The 16,416-nt window shown below is 70.2% G+C and carries 11 protein-coding genes; 8 read left to right on the top strand and 3 right to left on the bottom strand.

All coding sequences use genetic code 11. The features are described 5' to 3' along the window. The first annotated feature begins 429 nt into the window (after nucleotides 1-429). The 3 genes from LRR16_RS12325 to LRR16_RS12315 all read left to right on the top strand — a co-directional run bounded on the left by LRR16_RS12325 (nucleotide 430) and on the right by LRR16_RS12315 (nucleotide 3,810). Nucleotides 430-1,581, top strand: coding sequence for an acyl-CoA dehydrogenase family protein (locus LRR16_RS12325; RefSeq protein WP_232206090.1), 1,152 nt, complete (start codon nucleotides 430-432; stop codon nucleotides 1,579-1,581). Beyond that, complete coding sequence (locus LRR16_RS12320; protein ID WP_232206088.1) at nucleotides 1,578-2,735, top strand: acyl-CoA dehydrogenase family protein; 1,158 nt, start codon at nucleotides 1,578-1,580, stop codon at nucleotides 2,733-2,735. The genes LRR16_RS12325 and LRR16_RS12320 overlap by 4 nt, the downstream gene beginning before the upstream one ends. Before the next feature lie 91 nt (nucleotides 2,736-2,826). Beyond that, complete coding sequence (locus tag LRR16_RS12315) at nucleotides 2,827-3,810, top strand: tripartite tricarboxylate transporter substrate binding protein (RefSeq protein WP_232206087.1); 984 nt, start codon at nucleotides 2,827-2,829, stop codon at nucleotides 3,808-3,810. A gap of 19 nt (nucleotides 3,811-3,829) precedes the next feature. Here the strand turns inward: LRR16_RS12315 and LRR16_RS12310 are convergent, their stop codons facing one another. Next, nucleotides 3,830-4,807: a LysR family transcriptional regulator gene (locus LRR16_RS12310; RefSeq protein ID WP_232206086.1), complete on the bottom strand. Its 978-nt coding sequence runs from the start codon at nucleotides 4,805-4,807 to the stop codon at nucleotides 3,830-3,832. A gap of 228 nt (nucleotides 4,808-5,035) precedes the next feature. Between LRR16_RS12310 and LRR16_RS12305 the strand changes: the two genes are divergently transcribed. The 5 genes from LRR16_RS12305 (at nucleotide 5,036) to LRR16_RS12285 (ending at nucleotide 11,760) form a co-directional block, all read left to right on the top strand. Then, the gene (locus tag LRR16_RS12305) at nucleotides 5,036-5,809 is read left to right on the top strand and encodes an enoyl-CoA hydratase/isomerase family protein (RefSeq protein ID WP_006578808.1); all 774 of its coding nucleotides are present in this window, start codon (nucleotides 5,036-5,038) and stop codon (nucleotides 5,807-5,809) included. A gap of 23 nt (nucleotides 5,810-5,832) precedes the next feature. Next, a complete protein-coding gene (locus tag LRR16_RS12300) occupies nucleotides 5,833-7,050 on the top strand; it encodes a CoA transferase (protein WP_232206083.1) in 1,218 nt (405 codons plus the stop codon). 353 nt (nucleotides 7,051-7,403) lie between these two features. Further along, nucleotides 7,404-9,581, top strand: a complete 2,178-nt coding sequence (locus LRR16_RS12295; protein WP_232206082.1) for an alpha/beta hydrolase domain-containing protein — start codon at nucleotides 7,404-7,406, stop codon at nucleotides 9,579-9,581. 29 nt (nucleotides 9,582-9,610) lie between these two features. After that, nucleotides 9,611-11,251 (top strand): tannase/feruloyl esterase family alpha/beta hydrolase, encoded by a 1,641-nt coding sequence (locus LRR16_RS12290; protein WP_232206080.1) that lies wholly within the window; start codon nucleotides 9,611-9,613, stop codon nucleotides 11,249-11,251. Nucleotides 11,252-11,427: 176 nt separating this feature from the next. Then, nucleotides 11,428-11,760, top strand: coding sequence for a four-helix bundle copper-binding protein (locus tag LRR16_RS12285; protein ID WP_006579003.1), 333 nt, complete (start codon nucleotides 11,428-11,430; stop codon nucleotides 11,758-11,760). A 136-nt stretch (nucleotides 11,761-11,896) separates the two neighbouring features. Here the strand turns inward: LRR16_RS12285 and LRR16_RS12280 are convergent, their stop codons facing one another. Together LRR16_RS12280 and LRR16_RS12275 are read right to left on the bottom strand one after the other, a co-directional pair. Next, nucleotides 11,897-13,213, bottom strand: coding sequence for an MFS family transporter (locus LRR16_RS12280; RefSeq protein WP_064575059.1), 1,317 nt, complete (start codon nucleotides 13,211-13,213; stop codon nucleotides 11,897-11,899). Nucleotides 13,214-13,673: 460 nt separating this feature from the next. After that, a partial coding sequence (locus LRR16_RS12275) for an SbcC/MukB-like Walker B domain-containing protein (RefSeq protein ID WP_232206076.1) occupies nucleotides 13,674-16,416 on the bottom strand: 2,743 nt, incomplete at its 5' end.

The raw sequence follows: 16,416 nt of genomic DNA, 5'->3' as shown, positions 1-16,416 counted from the left end.
GCATCGTTCTGTCTCCTTGCGGACGGTGTGAATCCCATCCTGTCGAACCAGGCCACAGGCTAAGCGCCCACCGGCGGCCGGGCAATTGTCGCGAGGGCATATCGCTTATGCGCATGCCGCATGACGCGCTCCGCTCTGCCGCTCGCGGGAGAGAGGGGAGAGGGCAAACGGCGGTCGCCATGTCGCCGGCGTCGGAAAACCACCTCCCTCTCCCCAACCCTCTCCGCCTGAGGGGGAGAGGGAGGACAGCTACCGCAGAGCCGGACGCCATGCGGCTCGAGCTGGACGCCATGCGGTTCTGCTGTCCCAACCCCAGACAACCGGATTTTTGTTATGCCGCCGCCGCGATGGGCGGCCGCCCTCGCCGTCGCTAAGCTGGCCGGCACATCGACTGTGGACGTACGCAGTGGACCAACGACAGGAGGGGGAGTGGACACAGCCAGCCAAATCGTGATTCGACCGGCGCAGCCCGATGGCGATCTCGCGCCATTGCGAGCGCAAGTACGCGCCTTTCTCGCCGAGACCGTCGGCGACCGCCCGCCGCAGAAGCGGGCGCAAAGCTGGTCCGGCTTCGACCCCGAATTCAGTCTCGCGCTCGGCGCCAAGGGCTGGATCGGCATGACATGGCCGAAGGCCTTCGGCGGACAGGAGCGCTCGATGCTGGAGCGCTATGTCGTGCTGGAGGAACTGTTGGCCGCAGGGGCGCCCGTGGGCGGCCATTGGGTCGCCGAGCGGCAGAGCGGTCCGCTGCTGATGCGCTATGCGGACCCGGAAGTCGCCCGCGAGATCGTGCCCCGCATCACGCGCGGCGAGCTGCGCTTCTGCATCGGCATGAGCGAGCCCGATTCGGGCTCGGACCTGGCGTCGATCCGCACGCGCGGCGATCGCGTCAACGGCGGCTGGGTCGTCAACGGCACCAAGCTGTGGACGTCGAACGCGCATCGCTCGCACTACATGATCGCGCTGGTGCGCACCGACCGCAGCGCCGACGACAAGCACAAGGGCCTGTCGCAGCTGCTGATCGACATGCGCTCCGAAGGACTGCAGGTGCGGCCGATCCGCAATCTGGCCGGCGAAGAACACTTCAACGAGGTGGTGTTCGACAACGTGTTCGTGCCCGACCGGATGGTGATCGGCGAGCCGGGGCAGGGCTGGGCCCAGGTCACCGCCGAGCTGACCTTCGAGCGCAGCGGCCCCGAGCGCTATCTGAGCAGCTACGCGCTGCTGGCCGAGATGGTCGACCACGCCGATGCCGACGACGCGCGGCACGCGGTCGAACTCGGCTATCTGGTGGCCGAACTCGGCAATCTGCGGCAGATGTCGCGCGGCATCGCGGCGATGCTTCATCGCGGCGAGAACCCGCAACTGGCGGCGGCCAACGTCAAGGACCTGGGCGCGCTGTTCGAGCAGCGCATCCCCGAGATCGCGCACCAGCTGTTCGGCCATGAACTGCGCCCGGACGGCTCGCCCTTCGTCGCCACGCACTGCCACCTGACGCAAACCGTGCCCTCGTTCTCCCTGCGGGGCGGCACGCGCGAAATCCTGCGGGGAATCATTGCCAGAGGGCTGGGGGTCCGATGAACCAAAGGGAACAAAGGGAACGCGAACTGGCGCTTGAACTCCAGCTCGAGCAGATGCTGGCCGACAGCGCGCAACGGCTGTTCGGCAACGAAGTCACCACCGCGCAGCTGGAAGCGGCCGAGCGCGGCGAATGGCAGTCGGCGCTGTGGCAAACGGTGGAGGACAGCGGCCTGACACGGCTGTTCGCCGGCGAAGACGACGGCGGCGCCGCGGCCGGCTGGCAGCAGGGCCTGCCCGCGCTGCTGGCGGCGAGCCGCACGCTGGCGCCGATTCCGTTCATCGACACCGCGGTGTGCGGATGGGTGCTGGCGCAGCTGGGCATCGCGATGCCCGATGGGCCGATGGCATTGGCCGCGCACGTTGGCGATGCCGAAGCGGAGCGGCCGGTCGCACGCTCGAGCGCCGAAGGCTGGCGCCTCGACGGCACGGTGGACGTGCCGTGGGGCCGGCACGTGCGCCACGTCGTGGTGCGGGCGGCCGAACGCCAACCGTTCGGGCGCGCGGTGTGGCTGCTGGCGCCGACCGCCGCGTGCCGCGTCGAAACGAGCGCCAACCTGGCCGGCGAGCCGCGTGACCGGCTGCGCTTCGACGACACGCTGTCGGCCGCCGCGGTGGTGGTGGAGAACCCGGCCGACGAGGCGATGCTGGGCCCCGTCGCCGGGTCGTCGCAACCGTCGCAACCGTCGCCGCTCGGCGCGCTGATGCGCGCGATCCAGATCGCCGGCGTGCTCGAGCGCGTGCTGAACCAGACCGTGCAATACGCGACCGAGCGCATCCAGTTCGGCCGGCCGATCGCGAAGTTCCAGGCGATCCAGCAGCAGCTGGCGATGCTGGCCAACGAGGTGGTGGCCGCGCGCATGGCGGTGGCCAGCGCCTGCGCGGCGATGCGCGCGCCCGGCTGGGACAGCCAGGCGATGGTGGCGAAGGTGATCTGCGGCAACGCCGCTGGACGCGCGGCCGCGATCGCGCACCAGGTCCATGGCGCGATCGGCTTCACGCACGAGCACTCGCTGCACTGGTCGACCCGCCGGCTATGGAGCTGGCGCGCCGAGTACGGCAGCGAGGCGCACTGGGCGCGCGAGATCGGCGCGCAGGCGATCCGCGCCGGCGGCGCCGCGCTGTGGCCGCGCGTCACCGCGCCGCAGGCGGCCTGAGCCGCGCGGCGCCACGCGCAACCGCCACGCGCAACGGATCGCCCCACCGCAAACAACACAGGGACAAACCAGCCCACTTCAGGAGACATCGATGCGAGTACCGGGTTTGCTTCGGGCGCTGCTGCTGGCCAGCGTCGCCTTTGCCAGTGCCGCCGCCAGCGGCATCGCCGCCGCGGAATCGGCGAGCGAATTTCCTTCGCGGCCGTTGCGCATCATCGTGCCGTTCACCTCGGGCAGCGGCTCGGATTCGTCGGCCCGCTTCTACGGCGAAGCGCTGGGCCGCGTGCTGGGACAGCCGGTGGTGGTCGAGAACCGCCCCGGCGCCAACGGCGTGATCGGCATCCAGGCGCTGAAGAGCGCGCCGGCCGACGGCTACACGATCCTGCTGGCAAGCAATTCGCCACTGTCGGTCAATCCGATCGTGCTGAAGAACCTGCCCTACGACCCGCTTGCCGATCTGCGCCCGGTGGCGGGCCTGAGCCGGAACATGAACGTGTTCCTGGTGCCGGTCGATTCCCCGTGGAAGACGCTGGCCGATGTGGTCGCCGCGGGCAAGGCCAAGCCGCTGAGCGTCGGCACCTATTCGGCGGGATATCGGCTGGCCGCAGCATGGTTCGGCAATCTGGCCGGCATCAAGCTGGTCAATATTCCCTACAAGGGCCAGGCGCAGATCATGACCGACATCATCGGCAGGCAGCTCGATCTCGCGGTGGTCGACACCAGCGGCGCGCTGACGCTGATCCGGCAGCGCAAGGTGCGGGCTTTGGCGGTGTCGGGCGAGAAGCGCCATCACGAGTTGCCCGAGGTACCGTCGGTGCGCGAGCTCGGCTATCCGGACTACGTGCAGTACAGCTGGGTCTCGTTCTACGTGCGGGCGCAGACGCCGGACGACATCGCCGACAAGCTGGCGGGCGCGATGCAGTCGATCCTGAAGACGCCCGAGTCGATCGCGTTCCTGGCCACCAAGGGCAGCGACCTGATGCCCTATGCCCCGCAGGCGATGCGCGCCTTCCATCAGGCCGAGATCGCGCGTTTCCGGCGGGTCGCGCAGGCCGCGGGCATCCAGCCGGAATGACGCAATGACCGAATAACGGCTACACCGGCAGGCCGCGGGCGACCTCGGTCAGCATCGTGCGCAGCAGGGAGACGAAAGGATGGGTATGGACGTTGTTGTGCCAGCACAGGTGCACCGGGATGGCCAGTGCCGGGTCGTCGATCGCAATGAAGCGCACGCCCGGATGCCGGCACAGCACCGGCGCCAGATAGCCCGGCACCATCGCGTACATGTCGGTGCCGGTGATCGCGTCGGCGACGGCCAGGTAGCTGGTCATCGTGCAGGCGATATGGCGCTGCTGCCCGTGACTGGCGAAGTAGCGGTCGACCATGCGGGTGACCACACCGAACTGCGAGATGTCGAGGCACGGCAGCGGCGCGAGCTCGGCGGCGCCCGGCGTGCTGCCGAGATGGGCGTTGCCGGCATCGCACAGGCAGCCGAACGGCGCGTTGAACAGCAGCTCCGAACGCAGCGCCTCCGATTCGACCGGGTAGAACGCCACCATCACGTCGATCGCGCCGCTGGTCATCGCGCTCAGTCCGCTGGGCATCGGCACCGGATGCATGCGCACCCGCGCGCGCGGCGCCACCTGGCGCAGCCTGGCGAGGAAGGCCGGCGCGATCAGCGCCTGCAGCGAGTCGTTGATGCCGATCGCGTAGGAGCCGGTCTCCTGCGCGGGGTCGTAGCGATCGGTCTGCGTGTAGATGCTTTCGATCGTGCGCAGCGCGGCGTCGAGCGCCTGCTGCAGTTCCTGCGCGCGGCGCGTCGGCAGCATGCGGGCCGCGCTCTTGATCAGCAGCGGGTCGCCGAATTCCTCGCGCAGGCGCTCGAGCATGCGGCTGGTCGATGGCTGGCTGCTGTCGAGCCGCCGCGCCGCCTCGCTGACGCTGCGGCTTTCCAGCAGCGCGGCCAGCACGACCAGCAGGTTCAGGTCCTTGTGCCGCAGTTCGGCCAGCGGCAGGCGCCGGTGGTCGCTGGCGGGCGTCGGCTCGCCCTGTCGATGGTCTCCGCTAGGCATCGTTCGATTCGCGTTGCGCTCCTGGTGAGCGGGTCCGGCAAGCCGCAGCCTGCGCCCGCTTTCGATTGGCTGGCCCGGATCGATCCGTCCGGACGGGTGCCGACATTATCCCGGACCTGCGCCGCGCGGCCCATCGGCACTTTCCCAAGCCGCTTTCACCGTCACTGTCACCGGCTTCCCTTGCCACCGACTTCCTTGTCACCGACTTCCTTGTCATAGCCCACTGCCATGGACAACACTTCTTCCGTCTCGCTGCGCCGGCTGCCGCAGGACCACGTCGCGCACGTGGTGCTGCAGCGCCCGCCCCATAACCATGTCGATGTCGACTGCATGGCGGCACTGGCCGACGCCTTCGAGCAGATCGACGGCGACGACGACTGCCGCGCCATCGTGCTGGCCGCCGATGGCAAGTCGTTCTGCGCCGGCGCCGACTTCGGCACGCCGGACCCCTCGGTCCGGCGCGACCCGAGCCCGTTCTACCGGCAGGCGATGCGGCTGTTCCGCACGCGCAAGCCGATCGTCGCCGCGGTGCATGGCGCGGCGATCGGCGCCGGCGTGGGGCTCGCGCTGGTCGCCGATTTCCGCGTGACCTGCCGCGAGGCGCGCTTCAGCGTCAATTTCAACCGGCTGGGCTTTCATCCGGGCTTCGGCCTGAGCCTGACGTTGCCGCGCTTGATCGGCGAGCAGCGCGCCGCGCTGCTGTTCTACACCGGCCGCCGCATCGACGGTGCGACCGCGGTCGAGATGGGCTTGGCCGACGAGCTTGTCGAGCAGGCCGACGTGCTGGCGCGCGCCCACGCGCTCGCCTGCGAGATCGCGGTCTCCGCGCCGCTGGCCGTCGAGAGCACGCGCGCCACGCTGCGTGCCGGCCTGGCCGATCGCATCGCGCAGATCAACCGGCACGAACTGGAAGTCCAGTTGACCCAGTTCCCGACCGAGGACTTCCGCGAAGGCGTGGCCGCGATGGCGGAACGACGCCTGCCCAATTTTCAGCGCCGCTGATGCGGCATCACAGGAGTGCGTCAGTGAACGAATACAACGGAGGCGGCCGGGCCGCCGTGGCCGGGCCGCTGGACGGCGTGCGGGTACTGGACCTGTCGTCGGTGGTGCTGGGGCCGATGGGCACGCAGGTGCTGGCCGACATGGGCGCCGACGTGATCAAGATCGAAGCGCCGGAGGGCGACCTGATGCGCGCCAACGGCGTGGTCGAGCATGCGGGCATGAGTTCGATCTTCCTTGCGCTCAATCGCAACAAGCGCTCGGTGGTGCTCGACCTGAAGGACGAGCAGGGCGCCGCCGCGCTGCGCGCGCTGATCCCGACGGTCGACGTGCTGGTCCACAACATGCGGATCGGCGCGATCGAGCGGCTCGGCTTCGGCTACGAGGCGGTCGCGCGCCTGCGCCCCGACATCGTCTATTGCGCCGCGCCGGGCTTCGGCCAGGACGGTCCCCACCGCGACAAGCCGGCGTTCGACGACATCATCCAGGCGGCCTGCGGCTTCGTCGGCGCGGCCAGCGCGGCCGGCGCGGAGCCGGACTACCTGCCCAGCCTGATCGCCGACAAGACTACCGGACTGGCGGTCGCCAACGCGGTGCTGGCCGCGCTGTTCCGGCGCGAGCGCCATGGCGAGGGCCAGTACGTCGAGGTGCCGATGCTCGAGACGATGGCCGCCTTCGTGCTGACCGAGCATATGGGCGGCATGATGTTCCCGTCGTCGACCGCGAAGGCCGGCTATGCGCGCCTGCTCGAAGGCGGCCGCAAGCCGGTGCGCACCGCCGATGGCTGGATCAGCATGCTGCCCTACACGGAGCGGCACTGGAAGGCGTTCTTCCATGACCTCGGACGCGACGATCTCGCCGAGCGCTATCAGATTGCAAGCCGCCGCGAGCGCAACGCCAACATCAAGGCGCTGTATGGCCATCTGGCCGAGCTGGCGCCGCTGCGCACCACCGCGCAATGGATGGCGCTGTGCGAGCGGCTCGATATTCCCGCCACGCCGATCTATCGGCTCGAGGACCTGCCGCAGCATCCGCACCTGTCGGCGGTGGGACTGTTCGAGGAGTCCGTGCATCCGGCGGTCGGTCCGATCCGGCAGGTGCGGCCGACCACGCGCTTTGCCCGCACGCCCACCGCGATCCGGCGGCCCGCGCCATCGCTGGGCGAGCATACCGAGGAGGTGTTGCGCGAGGCCGGCGTCGCGCCGGCGCGCATTGCGGCGTTGGCGGGGGCGGCGGGGCGCTGAACACCACCTCCTCTCCCCGGCCCTCTCCCCCTGAGGGGAGAGGGAGGATCCCGTCGGCGGGGACCCATGCCGCGAGCGAAGCCTGGTATCGCGCCGGTCTTCTCCCGCGCTGGTCTTCTCCCCTCTCCCGCTTGCGGGAGAGGGGCAGGGGGAGAGGGCAACCGCGCCACGCAGACCGACATGGTCTCCGCACGCGAAAACCTCCACCCACCCATTTCCCCAAAAACCCGCTAAATCCATCGAGATTATCCATTTCTCTCCGATCAATCTCCTTCCTAGACTTGGCGCCAACGCTCCGTCAGTGGGCGTGAAGACAAGCGACCCGAAGAAGAACCACCAGGGCAGGAGAAGACATGGAGATCAGGCACGCTCGCCGCGTCGGTACGGCGCGGGCGATAGGATGGGTATTGGCCGCGGCGGCCGCGGCGGCCGCGGCGTCCGTATTGGCCGGCTGCGGCAGCGACGATGATGGCCCGCCGGCCGGTGGGCCGCCCGGCGGCGGACAGCGTCTGACGCCTGCGATCACGCTGACGATCTCCGCGCGCGAGGACTTTCCCGGCAGCTTCGGCAGCGTTGGCGCCTACGAGAAGCTGACCGGCTCGCTGCACGGCGAGGTCGATCCGAAGGACCCGCGCAACGCGGTGATCCAGGACCTGGAGCTGGCGCCGGTCAATGCGCGCGGCATGGTCGAGTACACCACCGAGTTCGTGATGCTCAAGCCGAAGGACATCGGCAAGGCCGGCGGCGTGCTGCGCTACGACGCGCCCAATCGCGGCAATATCCTGACGATGCCGAACCCCGCCGCGGTACCGGGCGACGCGGTCTATTTCGAACGCGGCTATGTGTTCCTGTACGCGGCCTGGCAGGGCGACGTGCCCAAGAGCTCGCCGGCGCGGCTGACGCTGAGCGTGCCGGTGGCGCGCAACAAGGACGGCAGCAGCATCACCGGTCCGTACGCGGCCGAGCTGGTGCCGAGCGTCGCGACCTCGACGATGAGCCTGCCCGGCGGTGTCTTCAACGGCTCGATGATTCCGTACGCACCGGCGAGCCTGGACAACACGCAGCCGGGCTACACGCTGACACGCCGCGTCAACGAGACCGATCCGCGCGTGCCGATCGCACCGTCGGAATGGAAGTTCGCGGACTGCGGCGCCAGCGGCGCGCCGTTTCCCGGCAAGCCCGACGGCAGCAAGGTCTGCCTGAAGGACGGCTTCCAGCCGGGCTATCTGTACGAGATCACCTACGTAGCCAAGGACCCGAAGGTGATGGGCGTGGGCCTCGCGGCGCTGCGCGACACCGTGACCTTCTTCCGCCATCGCAGCGCCGACGCCGCCGGCACGCCCAATCCGATCGCCGGCGCGATCCGCTACGCGATCGGGCAGGGCACCTCGCAGTCGGGCAATGCGATGAAGACCTTCCTGCATCTGGGCTTCAACGCGGCGCTGGACGGCGGCAAGGTGTTCGACGGCATCTTCGCGCATGTCGCCGCGCGCCAGACCAATATCAACACGCGCTTCGCGGTGCCGGGCGGCGGCGGTGGCCTGCGCACCGATCATCGCGCGTTCGGCCAGACCGCGCCGCGCGGCCTGGCGGCCGACTACGAGGACGCCGTCGCGGGCCGCACCGGCGGCGTGATGAAGCGCTGCAGCGAGACGCAGACCTGTCCGCGCTTCTTCCTCGGCCTGTCGGGCACCGAGTTCTGGCAGCTGCAGGGCTCGCCGGTGCTGACCGACGCCTACGGCTTCACCGACCTGAAGCAGCCGGACAACGCGCGCATCTACTACTACGCCAGCACGCAGCACGGCGGGCGCTCGGCGCAGATCAACTACAACCCCGCGCAGACCGTCTATCCGGCCGGCTCGATGATCGACTTCGCCGATACCTTCCGCGCGCTGTTCATTGCGCTGGAGGACTGGGTCGCGCGCGACATCGCGCCGCCGGACAGCCAGGTGCCGCGCATCGCCGACGGTACGCTGGTGCGTCCGGACCAGCTGCAGGTGCCGGTGATCAAGGGCGTCAGCTTCACCGGCCCGAGCGGAACGGTCCCGATCCCGGACTTCCAGTACCTCGGCCGCTACAACGGCTTCCCGCTGCTGGACTACGGGCCGCAGTACCGGCCGCAGGACGAGTCTGGCATCGCCACCGTGCTGCCGCCCGCCTATCTGGGCCGCGACTACGCGATCCTGGTGCCGCAGCTCGATCCCTCGACCGGACTGGCGAGGGCCGGCATCCGCTCGCTGGACGTACAGGTGCCGGTCGGCACCAGTCTCGAGTTCAACTACGTCGCCACGCCCGGCATCGTCGATCTGGTCAATCTGACCGGCAGCTATCTCCCGTTCCACAAGACCGAGGCCGCGCGCACGGCGGCCGGCGACCAGCGGCCTTCGCTGGAGGCGCTGTACGGCGACCAGGCGGGCTATCTGGCGAAGCTGCGGTCGGCGGCCGATGCGCTGGTGGCGCAGCGTTTCCTGCTGCCCGCCGATGCGCAGCGCGCAATCGCGCGGGCCCAGGCCAACCCGGTGCTGCCTTGATGCGTTGCCGAACGAACGGAGGAGACGAGATGGACAAACCAGTCCCATGGCGCGCGCCGGCGACGGCCGCGCTCGCCGCGATGACCCTGGCGGTGGCAGGCTGCGGCGGTGACGACGACGCGCCGTCCGCGCCGCCTCCGACCGCGAACCAGCCGCCGAAATCCTGCGCGCAGATGGCTGCCGCCGCGCTTGACGGCGCCACGGTGCAGGCGGCCACCGAGATTGCCGCCGGCAGCTTCTCGCCCAGCACCGGCACCACGGTGACGGTGCCCGCGTTCTGCCGCGTGCAGGCGGTGGCGCGGCCCAGCAGCGATTCGGAGATCCGCTTCGAGGTATGGATTCCGGCGGCCGCGCAATGGAACGGCAAGCTGCTGGTGACCGGCAATGGCGGTTACAGCCCGGCGCTGGGCTACCGGGCGATGGCGATGGGGCTCGCGCGCGGTTATGCCACGGTCGGCGGCGATACCGGTCACCAGTCCGCCAATCCCAACGACATGCTGTTCGGCGTCAACCATCCGGAGAAGATCGTCGACTGGGGCACGCGCTCGATCCATGCGATCACGGTGCCGGGCAAGCGGCTGGTCGCGGGCATGCACGCGCGCGAGATCGAGCGCGCGTACTTCTACGGCTGCTCGACCGGCGGCCATCAGGGCTATGCCGAGGCGCAGCGCTACCCCGACGATTTCGACGGCATCATCGCCGGCGCGCCCGGCAACAACCGGGTGCGGCTCAACGCGGGCTTTCTGTGGCAGTTCCTGGCCAATCACCGGCCCAACGACAATCTGTCCCCGATCATCCCGGCCGCCAAGCTGCCGATGGTCACGCGCGCCGCGGTGGCGGCCTGCGATGCGGACGATGGCGTCACCGACGGCGTGGTCGACGACCCGCGGCAATGCGGCTTCGATCCGGCCACGCTGCAATGCACCGGGGCCGACGCCGACAATTGCCTGACCGCCGAGCAGGTGTCGGCCCTGAAGGCCATGTACGCCGGCGCGCGCAATCCCCGCACCGGCGAGCAGGTGTACCCGGGATGGCCGAAGACCAGCGAGGCGCTGTTCACGGCCGGCGGTTCGCCGGTGGGCTGGAACAGCTACTGGGGCACGACCGAGCCGACGCGCGCGGACTTCTGGCGCTACTGGGTGTTCGACAACCCGCAGTGGAACTGGTGGACCTTCGACTTCGATCGCGACCTGGCCTATGCCGATGCCAAGGTCGGCGCGATGGTCGACCAGAACAACCCGGATCTGTCGGCGTTCAAGGCCAGCGGCGGCAAGCTGCTGGTCTACAACGGCTGGCAGGACCCGGTGGTCAACGCGATCGACACCATCGCCTACTACGATCGCGTCAAGGCCGCGCAGGGCTCTCAGGCGGCGGTCGACGGGTTCTTCCGGCTGTTCATGGTGCCCGGCATGGGGCACTGCTCGGGCGGACCGGGGACGACGCAGTTCGGCAATGGCGATACGCCGGCGCCGGTGGTGGACGCGGACCACGACATCCTGGAGGCGCTCGATGCGTGGGTCACGCGCGGCACCGCGCCGGACCGGATCGTCGCCTCTGCGGTCAGCGGCGGGGCGGTGACGCGCACGCGGCCGCTGTGCCCGTATCCGCGCAAGGCCGTCTACCAGGGCAGCGGCAGTACCGACGATGCGGCCAGTTTCTCGTGCCGGTAGCGCGGGCCATCCGGTGCACCGCCGGCAGAAGTTGCAAGGCATGTAAGAGCGATCGGCGCGGTGCCACAAGGCGCGGTGCCGGCGGGAGGCACTGACGAAGCGCCGTCGTCGTGGTCCGCGCCTTGCTCGGTCGGGTATGGCGCCAATCCGGCGTCGACCGAGCGAGGAGCGATGCCATGCCTCACGAGCAATATCAAGCCTGTATCGATGCCTGCACGCGCTGCGCGCAGGCCTGCCGTCACTGCGCGGCTTCCTGCCTGCAGGAACACGACGTGCAGAAGATGACCGAGTGCATCCGGCTGGACCTGGACTGCGCCGGCATCTGCGAACTGTCGGTGGCCTATATGTCGCGCGGCAGCAAGCAATCGCGCGAGCTATGTGCGCTGTGCGCGCAGATCTGCGAACGCTGCGCCGAGGAGTGTGCGCGTCATCAGGCCCAGCATTGCCAGCAGTGCGCGCAGGCCTGCCGCGACTGCGCACAGGCGTGCCGGCAGATGGCGGCGGCCTGAAGCAGCCGGGCGGGGTGGTTTGCCGGGGGTGACGAGCCGCAAGGATCGACCCCCGCAAGCCGCTGGGTCCCCGCGTTCGCGGGGACGACAGGCTTTCAAGGGCAGGCCGGCAAGATCGCCGGCCCATTGCCCATTCTCAGTCGTCGTGATGCAGGTACTTCGCCTGGCGCGGCAGCCGCATGCTGACGAAGAAGGCCAGCACCATCATCGCGGTCACGTACCAGTAGAAGGCCGACTCGTGGCCGACCGCCTTCAGGTTCAGCGCGACGTATTCGGCCGAGCCGCCGAACACGGCATTGGCGATCGCATAGGCCAGGCCCACGCCGAGCGCCCGCACTTCCGGCGGGAACATCTCGGCCTTGACGATGCCGCTGATCGACGTATAGAGGCTGACCACCGCCATCGCGAGCGTGATCAGCACGAAGGCGACCGCCGGATTGGTGATCGTATGCAGCGCGGTCAGCACCGGCACCGTGATCAGCGCACCGAGCGCGCCGAACAGCATCATGTTGGTACGCCGGCCGATGCGGTCCGACAGCGCGCCGAACACCGGCTGCATGCACATGTAGACGAACAGCGCGCCGGTCATCACGTAGCTGGCGGTCTTGATCGGCATGCCGGCGGTGTTCACCAGATACTTCTGCATGTACGTGGTGAACGTATAGAAGATCAGCGAGCCGCCGGCCGTGTAGCCGAGCACCGTGAAGAAGGCCGCCTTGTGGTCGCGCAGCAGCGTGACGACGCTGCCGGCGCCCTTGGTATTGCGCGACGCGGCGCTCGACGTCTCCTTCAGCGTCCGGCGCAGCAGCAGCGCCACCACCGCGGTGATCGCGCCGATCACGAACGGAATGCGCCAGGCCCAGGCGCGCAGCTCCTGCTCGGTGTACAGCTGCTGCAGCACGACCACCACCAGCACCGCCAGCAACTGGCCGCCGATCAGCGTCACGTACTGGAACGACGAGAAGAAGCCGCGCCGGCCCTTGAGCGCGACCTCGCTCATGTAGGTCGCGGTGGTGCCGTACTCTCCGCCGACCGACAGGCCTTGCAGCAGGCGCGCCAGCAACAGCAGCGCGGGGGCCCAGGCGCCGATGCTGTCGTAGGTCGGCAGGCAGGCGATCATCAGCGAGCCCGTGCACATCATCACCACCGAGATCAGCAGCGAATGCTTGCGGCCGTGGCGGTCGGCGATGCGGCCGAACACCCAGCCGCCGATCGGCCGCATCAGGAAGCCCGCGGCGAACACGCCGGCGGTATTGAGCAGCTGCACGGTGGGATCGGACTGCGGGAAGAACGAGTGCGCGAAATAGATCGCGCAGAAGGCGTAGATATAGAAGTCGAACCATTCGACGAGATTGCCGGACGAGGCCGCGACGATCGCGAAGACGCGGCGGCGGCTGTCGTGGTCGCGGTCCGCCGGGCCGGCCGGAATGGTGGTGCTGGTCAGTTCTGTCATGGGAGATCGCTGAGTAGGACGCCGGCGATCATGCGCGGGCATGCGTGCGCCGGCGTCGGGCGAAGCGCGGCGGGGGCACCGCTGCTGCAACAGACGCCGCCCGCGACGGCCAGGGGTCTGGCGGGCGGGCGGCAGGACGGTGTAAGGGTAACCCCTAGGGCGTGATCCTGCACGGCACGGCGGTGCGGCGTGCGGGGCGGGGCGATGCCGAGCCCAGACAGGGCGCGGGATGGCGCGCGATTGTTCGCGACCGCGAACACAGTGTCTCGTGCAGCGTTCGCGGAATGGCGAGCGCTGTTGCCCTCTCCCCCGCCCCTCTCCCGCAAGCGGGCGAGGGGAGGACCCACCTGGTGGTTCGAGCGGCGATGGTAGGGGCTCCCCTCTCCCGCGAGCCGGAGAGGGGTTGGGGGAGAGGGCAACGGCGCCCGCTACCGCGCTACCCCGCTACCCCGCTACCCCGCTACGACCCCACCATCACTCGGCTCTGTCCGCCCGACAGCCTGCGCACCTCGATGCGCGTGCCGATGCGTTCGGTCATCTCGTGCACGTGCGAGATCACGCCGACCTTGCGGCCCTGGGCCTGCAGGCTGTCGAGCGCGTCCATCGCGACGCGCAGCGTGTCGCCGTCGAGGCTGCCGAAGCCCTCGTCGATGAACAGCGATTCGACCCGCACGCGATGCGAGGACAGCGATGCCAGCCCGAGTGCCAGCGCCAGCGACACCAGGAACGACTCGCCGCCGGACAGCGAATGCACCGAGCGGGCCTCGTCGGCCATGTCCTGGTCGATCACCAGCAGCGCCAGGCTCTGTCGCACGCGCTCGAGCCGGTAGCGGCGCGACAGCGTGGCCAGATGCCGGTTGGCGTAGCCGAGCAGGATGTCCAGCGTCATCTGCTGGGCATGGTTGCGGAATTTCTTGCCGTCGGCCGAGCCGATCAATTCGTTCAGCACCTGCCAGGTGTGCGCCGCGGCCTGCTGCCGCTCGATGCGCGTGACGAGGTCGCTGGCCTGCGCGCGCCGCTCGTCGTCGCGGCGCAGCGTGAAATCGGCCTCGGCCAGCGCCTGCTTGGCGCGCTCCAGTTCGGCACGGGCCGCCGCCAGTGCGGCTTGCACGGTGGCGGCGTCGTCCTGCCCAGGCCGCTGCGCCAGATGGCGTTCGCGTTCGGCGCGGCGCGTCTGCACCGCGCCGTGCGCCGCATCGACTTCGCGTTGCAGCGCGTGCAGCGCCTCTTCCTCGCGCGCCAGCCAATCGGCATCGAGCGCCAGCAGCGCGCGCAGGCCGGCTTCGTCGAGCGGCGCGGCCGCTGCCGAACCCTCGCGCCGGGCGTGCCAGTCCTGCAGCCAGGCCTCGAGCCGCGCCGCCGCTTCGCGTGCCTGCCGGTCCAGCACCTCGCTTTGGGACTGCGCCTGTTCGGCGCGCGTGCCCTGCCGCGCCAGTTGTTCGTTGGCCGCCTGGCTCGCGCGCTGCGCCGCGTCGACGCGCGCCGTGGCGTCGGCACCGGCCTGCGCGAGACGGGCCGCGATCGTATCGACCGTCAGGCCCGCGTCGGGCGTGCCGGCAAACAGTGCCTCGCGATCGGCGCGCCGTTCGGACAGGCGCGTGTCGGCGAACGCCAGCGCCTCGGCGGCCTTGCGATGCGCGTCGAGCGCGTGCTCGTGCGACTGCGTGGCGGCCGCCAGCGTGCCATCGAGCTGCACGATGCGCTGGCGCTGCGCGTCGCGTTCGTCGCGATGCCGCGTCCATTGGCCGGCATCGTCCGCGCAGCGCGTACGGAATCCCGCGGGATCATCGTGCCACTGGCCGCGCCAGCCGGCGCCCGCGGCCCGCGCCAGCGCGCCTTCGTCCAGTTCCCGCAGGGCCTGGTCGCGCTGCGCCGCCGTTGCCGCGGCCGACTCGTTGGCCGCGCCATGACGCAACGCGAGTTCGGCGGCCAGCGCCTGCGCGCGTTGCAGCGCGCTGTCGGCCGCGGTCTGCTCGGCCTGGCCCGCGTCCAGACGCAGGCGTGCGGCCTGCAATTGCTTGTCGAGCACGCGCAGCTGGGTGTCGAGTTCGGCCGCGCTGCGCTGCTGTGCGTCGGCGTCGGCCAATTGCCGCGCAAACCAGTCGGCGCGTTGGTCGGCATCGATCGTTTCGGCCTGTGCGGCCACCGCGTCGGCTTGCCATTCGCGCGCCGCCAGGTCGCGCTGCTGCGTCGCCGCGGCGAGGCGCGTGTCCAGCTGCGCCAGCGCTTCGCCGTGGCTGTGCGCCAATGCGGCGGCGCTGCGCTCGTCCGCATCGATCCGCGCCAGCGCCTGCTGGCAGCGGCGGTGCTCGTTCTCCAGCGCGCCGAGCGTGGCCTGCAGCGCCGCGCGCAGCGGCGAATCGTCATGCGCGTACGGGTGCTCGCTGGCGCCGCAGACCGGGCAGGGCTCGCCGGGCTCCAGCGTCTCGCGCAACTGCTCGACGCTTTGCTGGCAGGCGGCCAGCGCGCGTTGCCAGCAGCGTTCCGCCTGCGCCGCCGCTTGCTCGGCGGCGGGCCGTGCGGCGCGGGCCGCGTCGATGCCTTGCTGGCACTGCTGCCATTGCGCCTGCAGCGTGTCGCGCTGCTGGACCAGCTCGGCCATGCGCGCTTCAGCGGCGAGCCGTTCCCGCCAGCGCGCCGCTGCCTGCTGCAGCGCGTCGCGTTGCCGCTGCAATTCGGCGGCTCGCGCGGCGATGGCATCGCGGTCGTGACCGGCCAGCGCCTGCTGCGCGACCGCGTATTGCTGCTGCGCCTCTTGCAGCGACGCGGCGGCGGCCGCAAGCCGCCCCTGAGCATCGGTCTGGTCCTGTTGTGCCTTGGCGAGCTGCGCTGCCAGTCGCGCGGCCTCTTGGGTGGCGGCGGCGTGCCGGATGTGCCAATCGTCGGCCTGCGCAAACAGCGCGTCCCAGCGCGGCCATTGCGTGGCCAGGGCTTCGAGCCCGGCATGCCGGACGAGCCAGTCCTCGGCCGCGGCCAGCGCCGAGCCGGCGGATTCGCGCTCGGTCCGCAGCCGCGCCTGATCGCGGCGCGTTTCTTCGAGCGCCTGCTCGGCTTGCCGATGCGCAAGCACCACGCGCTCGCGGTCCGGGCTCAACGCCGCGATCACGGCATCGAGTTGGCGCGCCTGCGCCAGGCGCGGCGCCATCGCGGCCTCGGCGTGGCGCGCCGCCTCGAGCGCGGCGGCGGCGCGCTGCCGTTCTGCC

Source organism: Cupriavidus sp. UGS-1 (genome assembly GCF_021213615.1).
Taxonomy (GTDB): domain Bacteria; phylum Pseudomonadota; class Gammaproteobacteria; order Burkholderiales; family Burkholderiaceae; genus Cupriavidus.
This window is presented reverse-complemented; position numbering and strand designations above follow the sequence as displayed.

What these genes read in the sequence shown, in the direction of transcription:
- LRR16_RS12320 (WP_232206088.1), top strand. Translation starts at nt 1,578, where the DNA reads ATGAACCAAAGGGAACAAAGGGAACGCGAACTGGCGCTTGAACTCCAG.
- LRR16_RS12315 (WP_232206087.1), top strand. Translation starts at nt 2,827, where the DNA reads ATGCGAGTACCGGGTTTGCTTCGGGCGCTGCTGCTGGCCAGCGTCGCC.
- LRR16_RS12310 (WP_232206086.1), bottom strand. Translation starts at nt 4,807, where the DNA reads ATGCCTAGCGGAGACCATCGACAGGGCGAGCCGACGCCCGCCAGCGAC.
- LRR16_RS12305 (WP_006578808.1), top strand. Translation starts at nt 5,036, where the DNA reads ATGGACAACACTTCTTCCGTCTCGCTGCGCCGGCTGCCGCAGGACCAC.
- LRR16_RS12295 (WP_232206082.1), top strand. Translation starts at nt 7,404, where the DNA reads ATGGAGATCAGGCACGCTCGCCGCGTCGGTACGGCGCGGGCGATAGGA.
- LRR16_RS12290 (WP_232206080.1), top strand. Translation starts at nt 9,611, where the DNA reads ATGGACAAACCAGTCCCATGGCGCGCGCCGGCGACGGCCGCGCTCGCC.
- LRR16_RS12285 (WP_006579003.1), top strand. Translation starts at nt 11,428, where the DNA reads ATGCCTCACGAGCAATATCAAGCCTGTATCGATGCCTGCACGCGCTGC.
- LRR16_RS12280 (WP_064575059.1), bottom strand. Translation starts at nt 13,213, where the DNA reads ATGACAGAACTGACCAGCACCACCATTCCGGCCGGCCCGGCGGACCGC.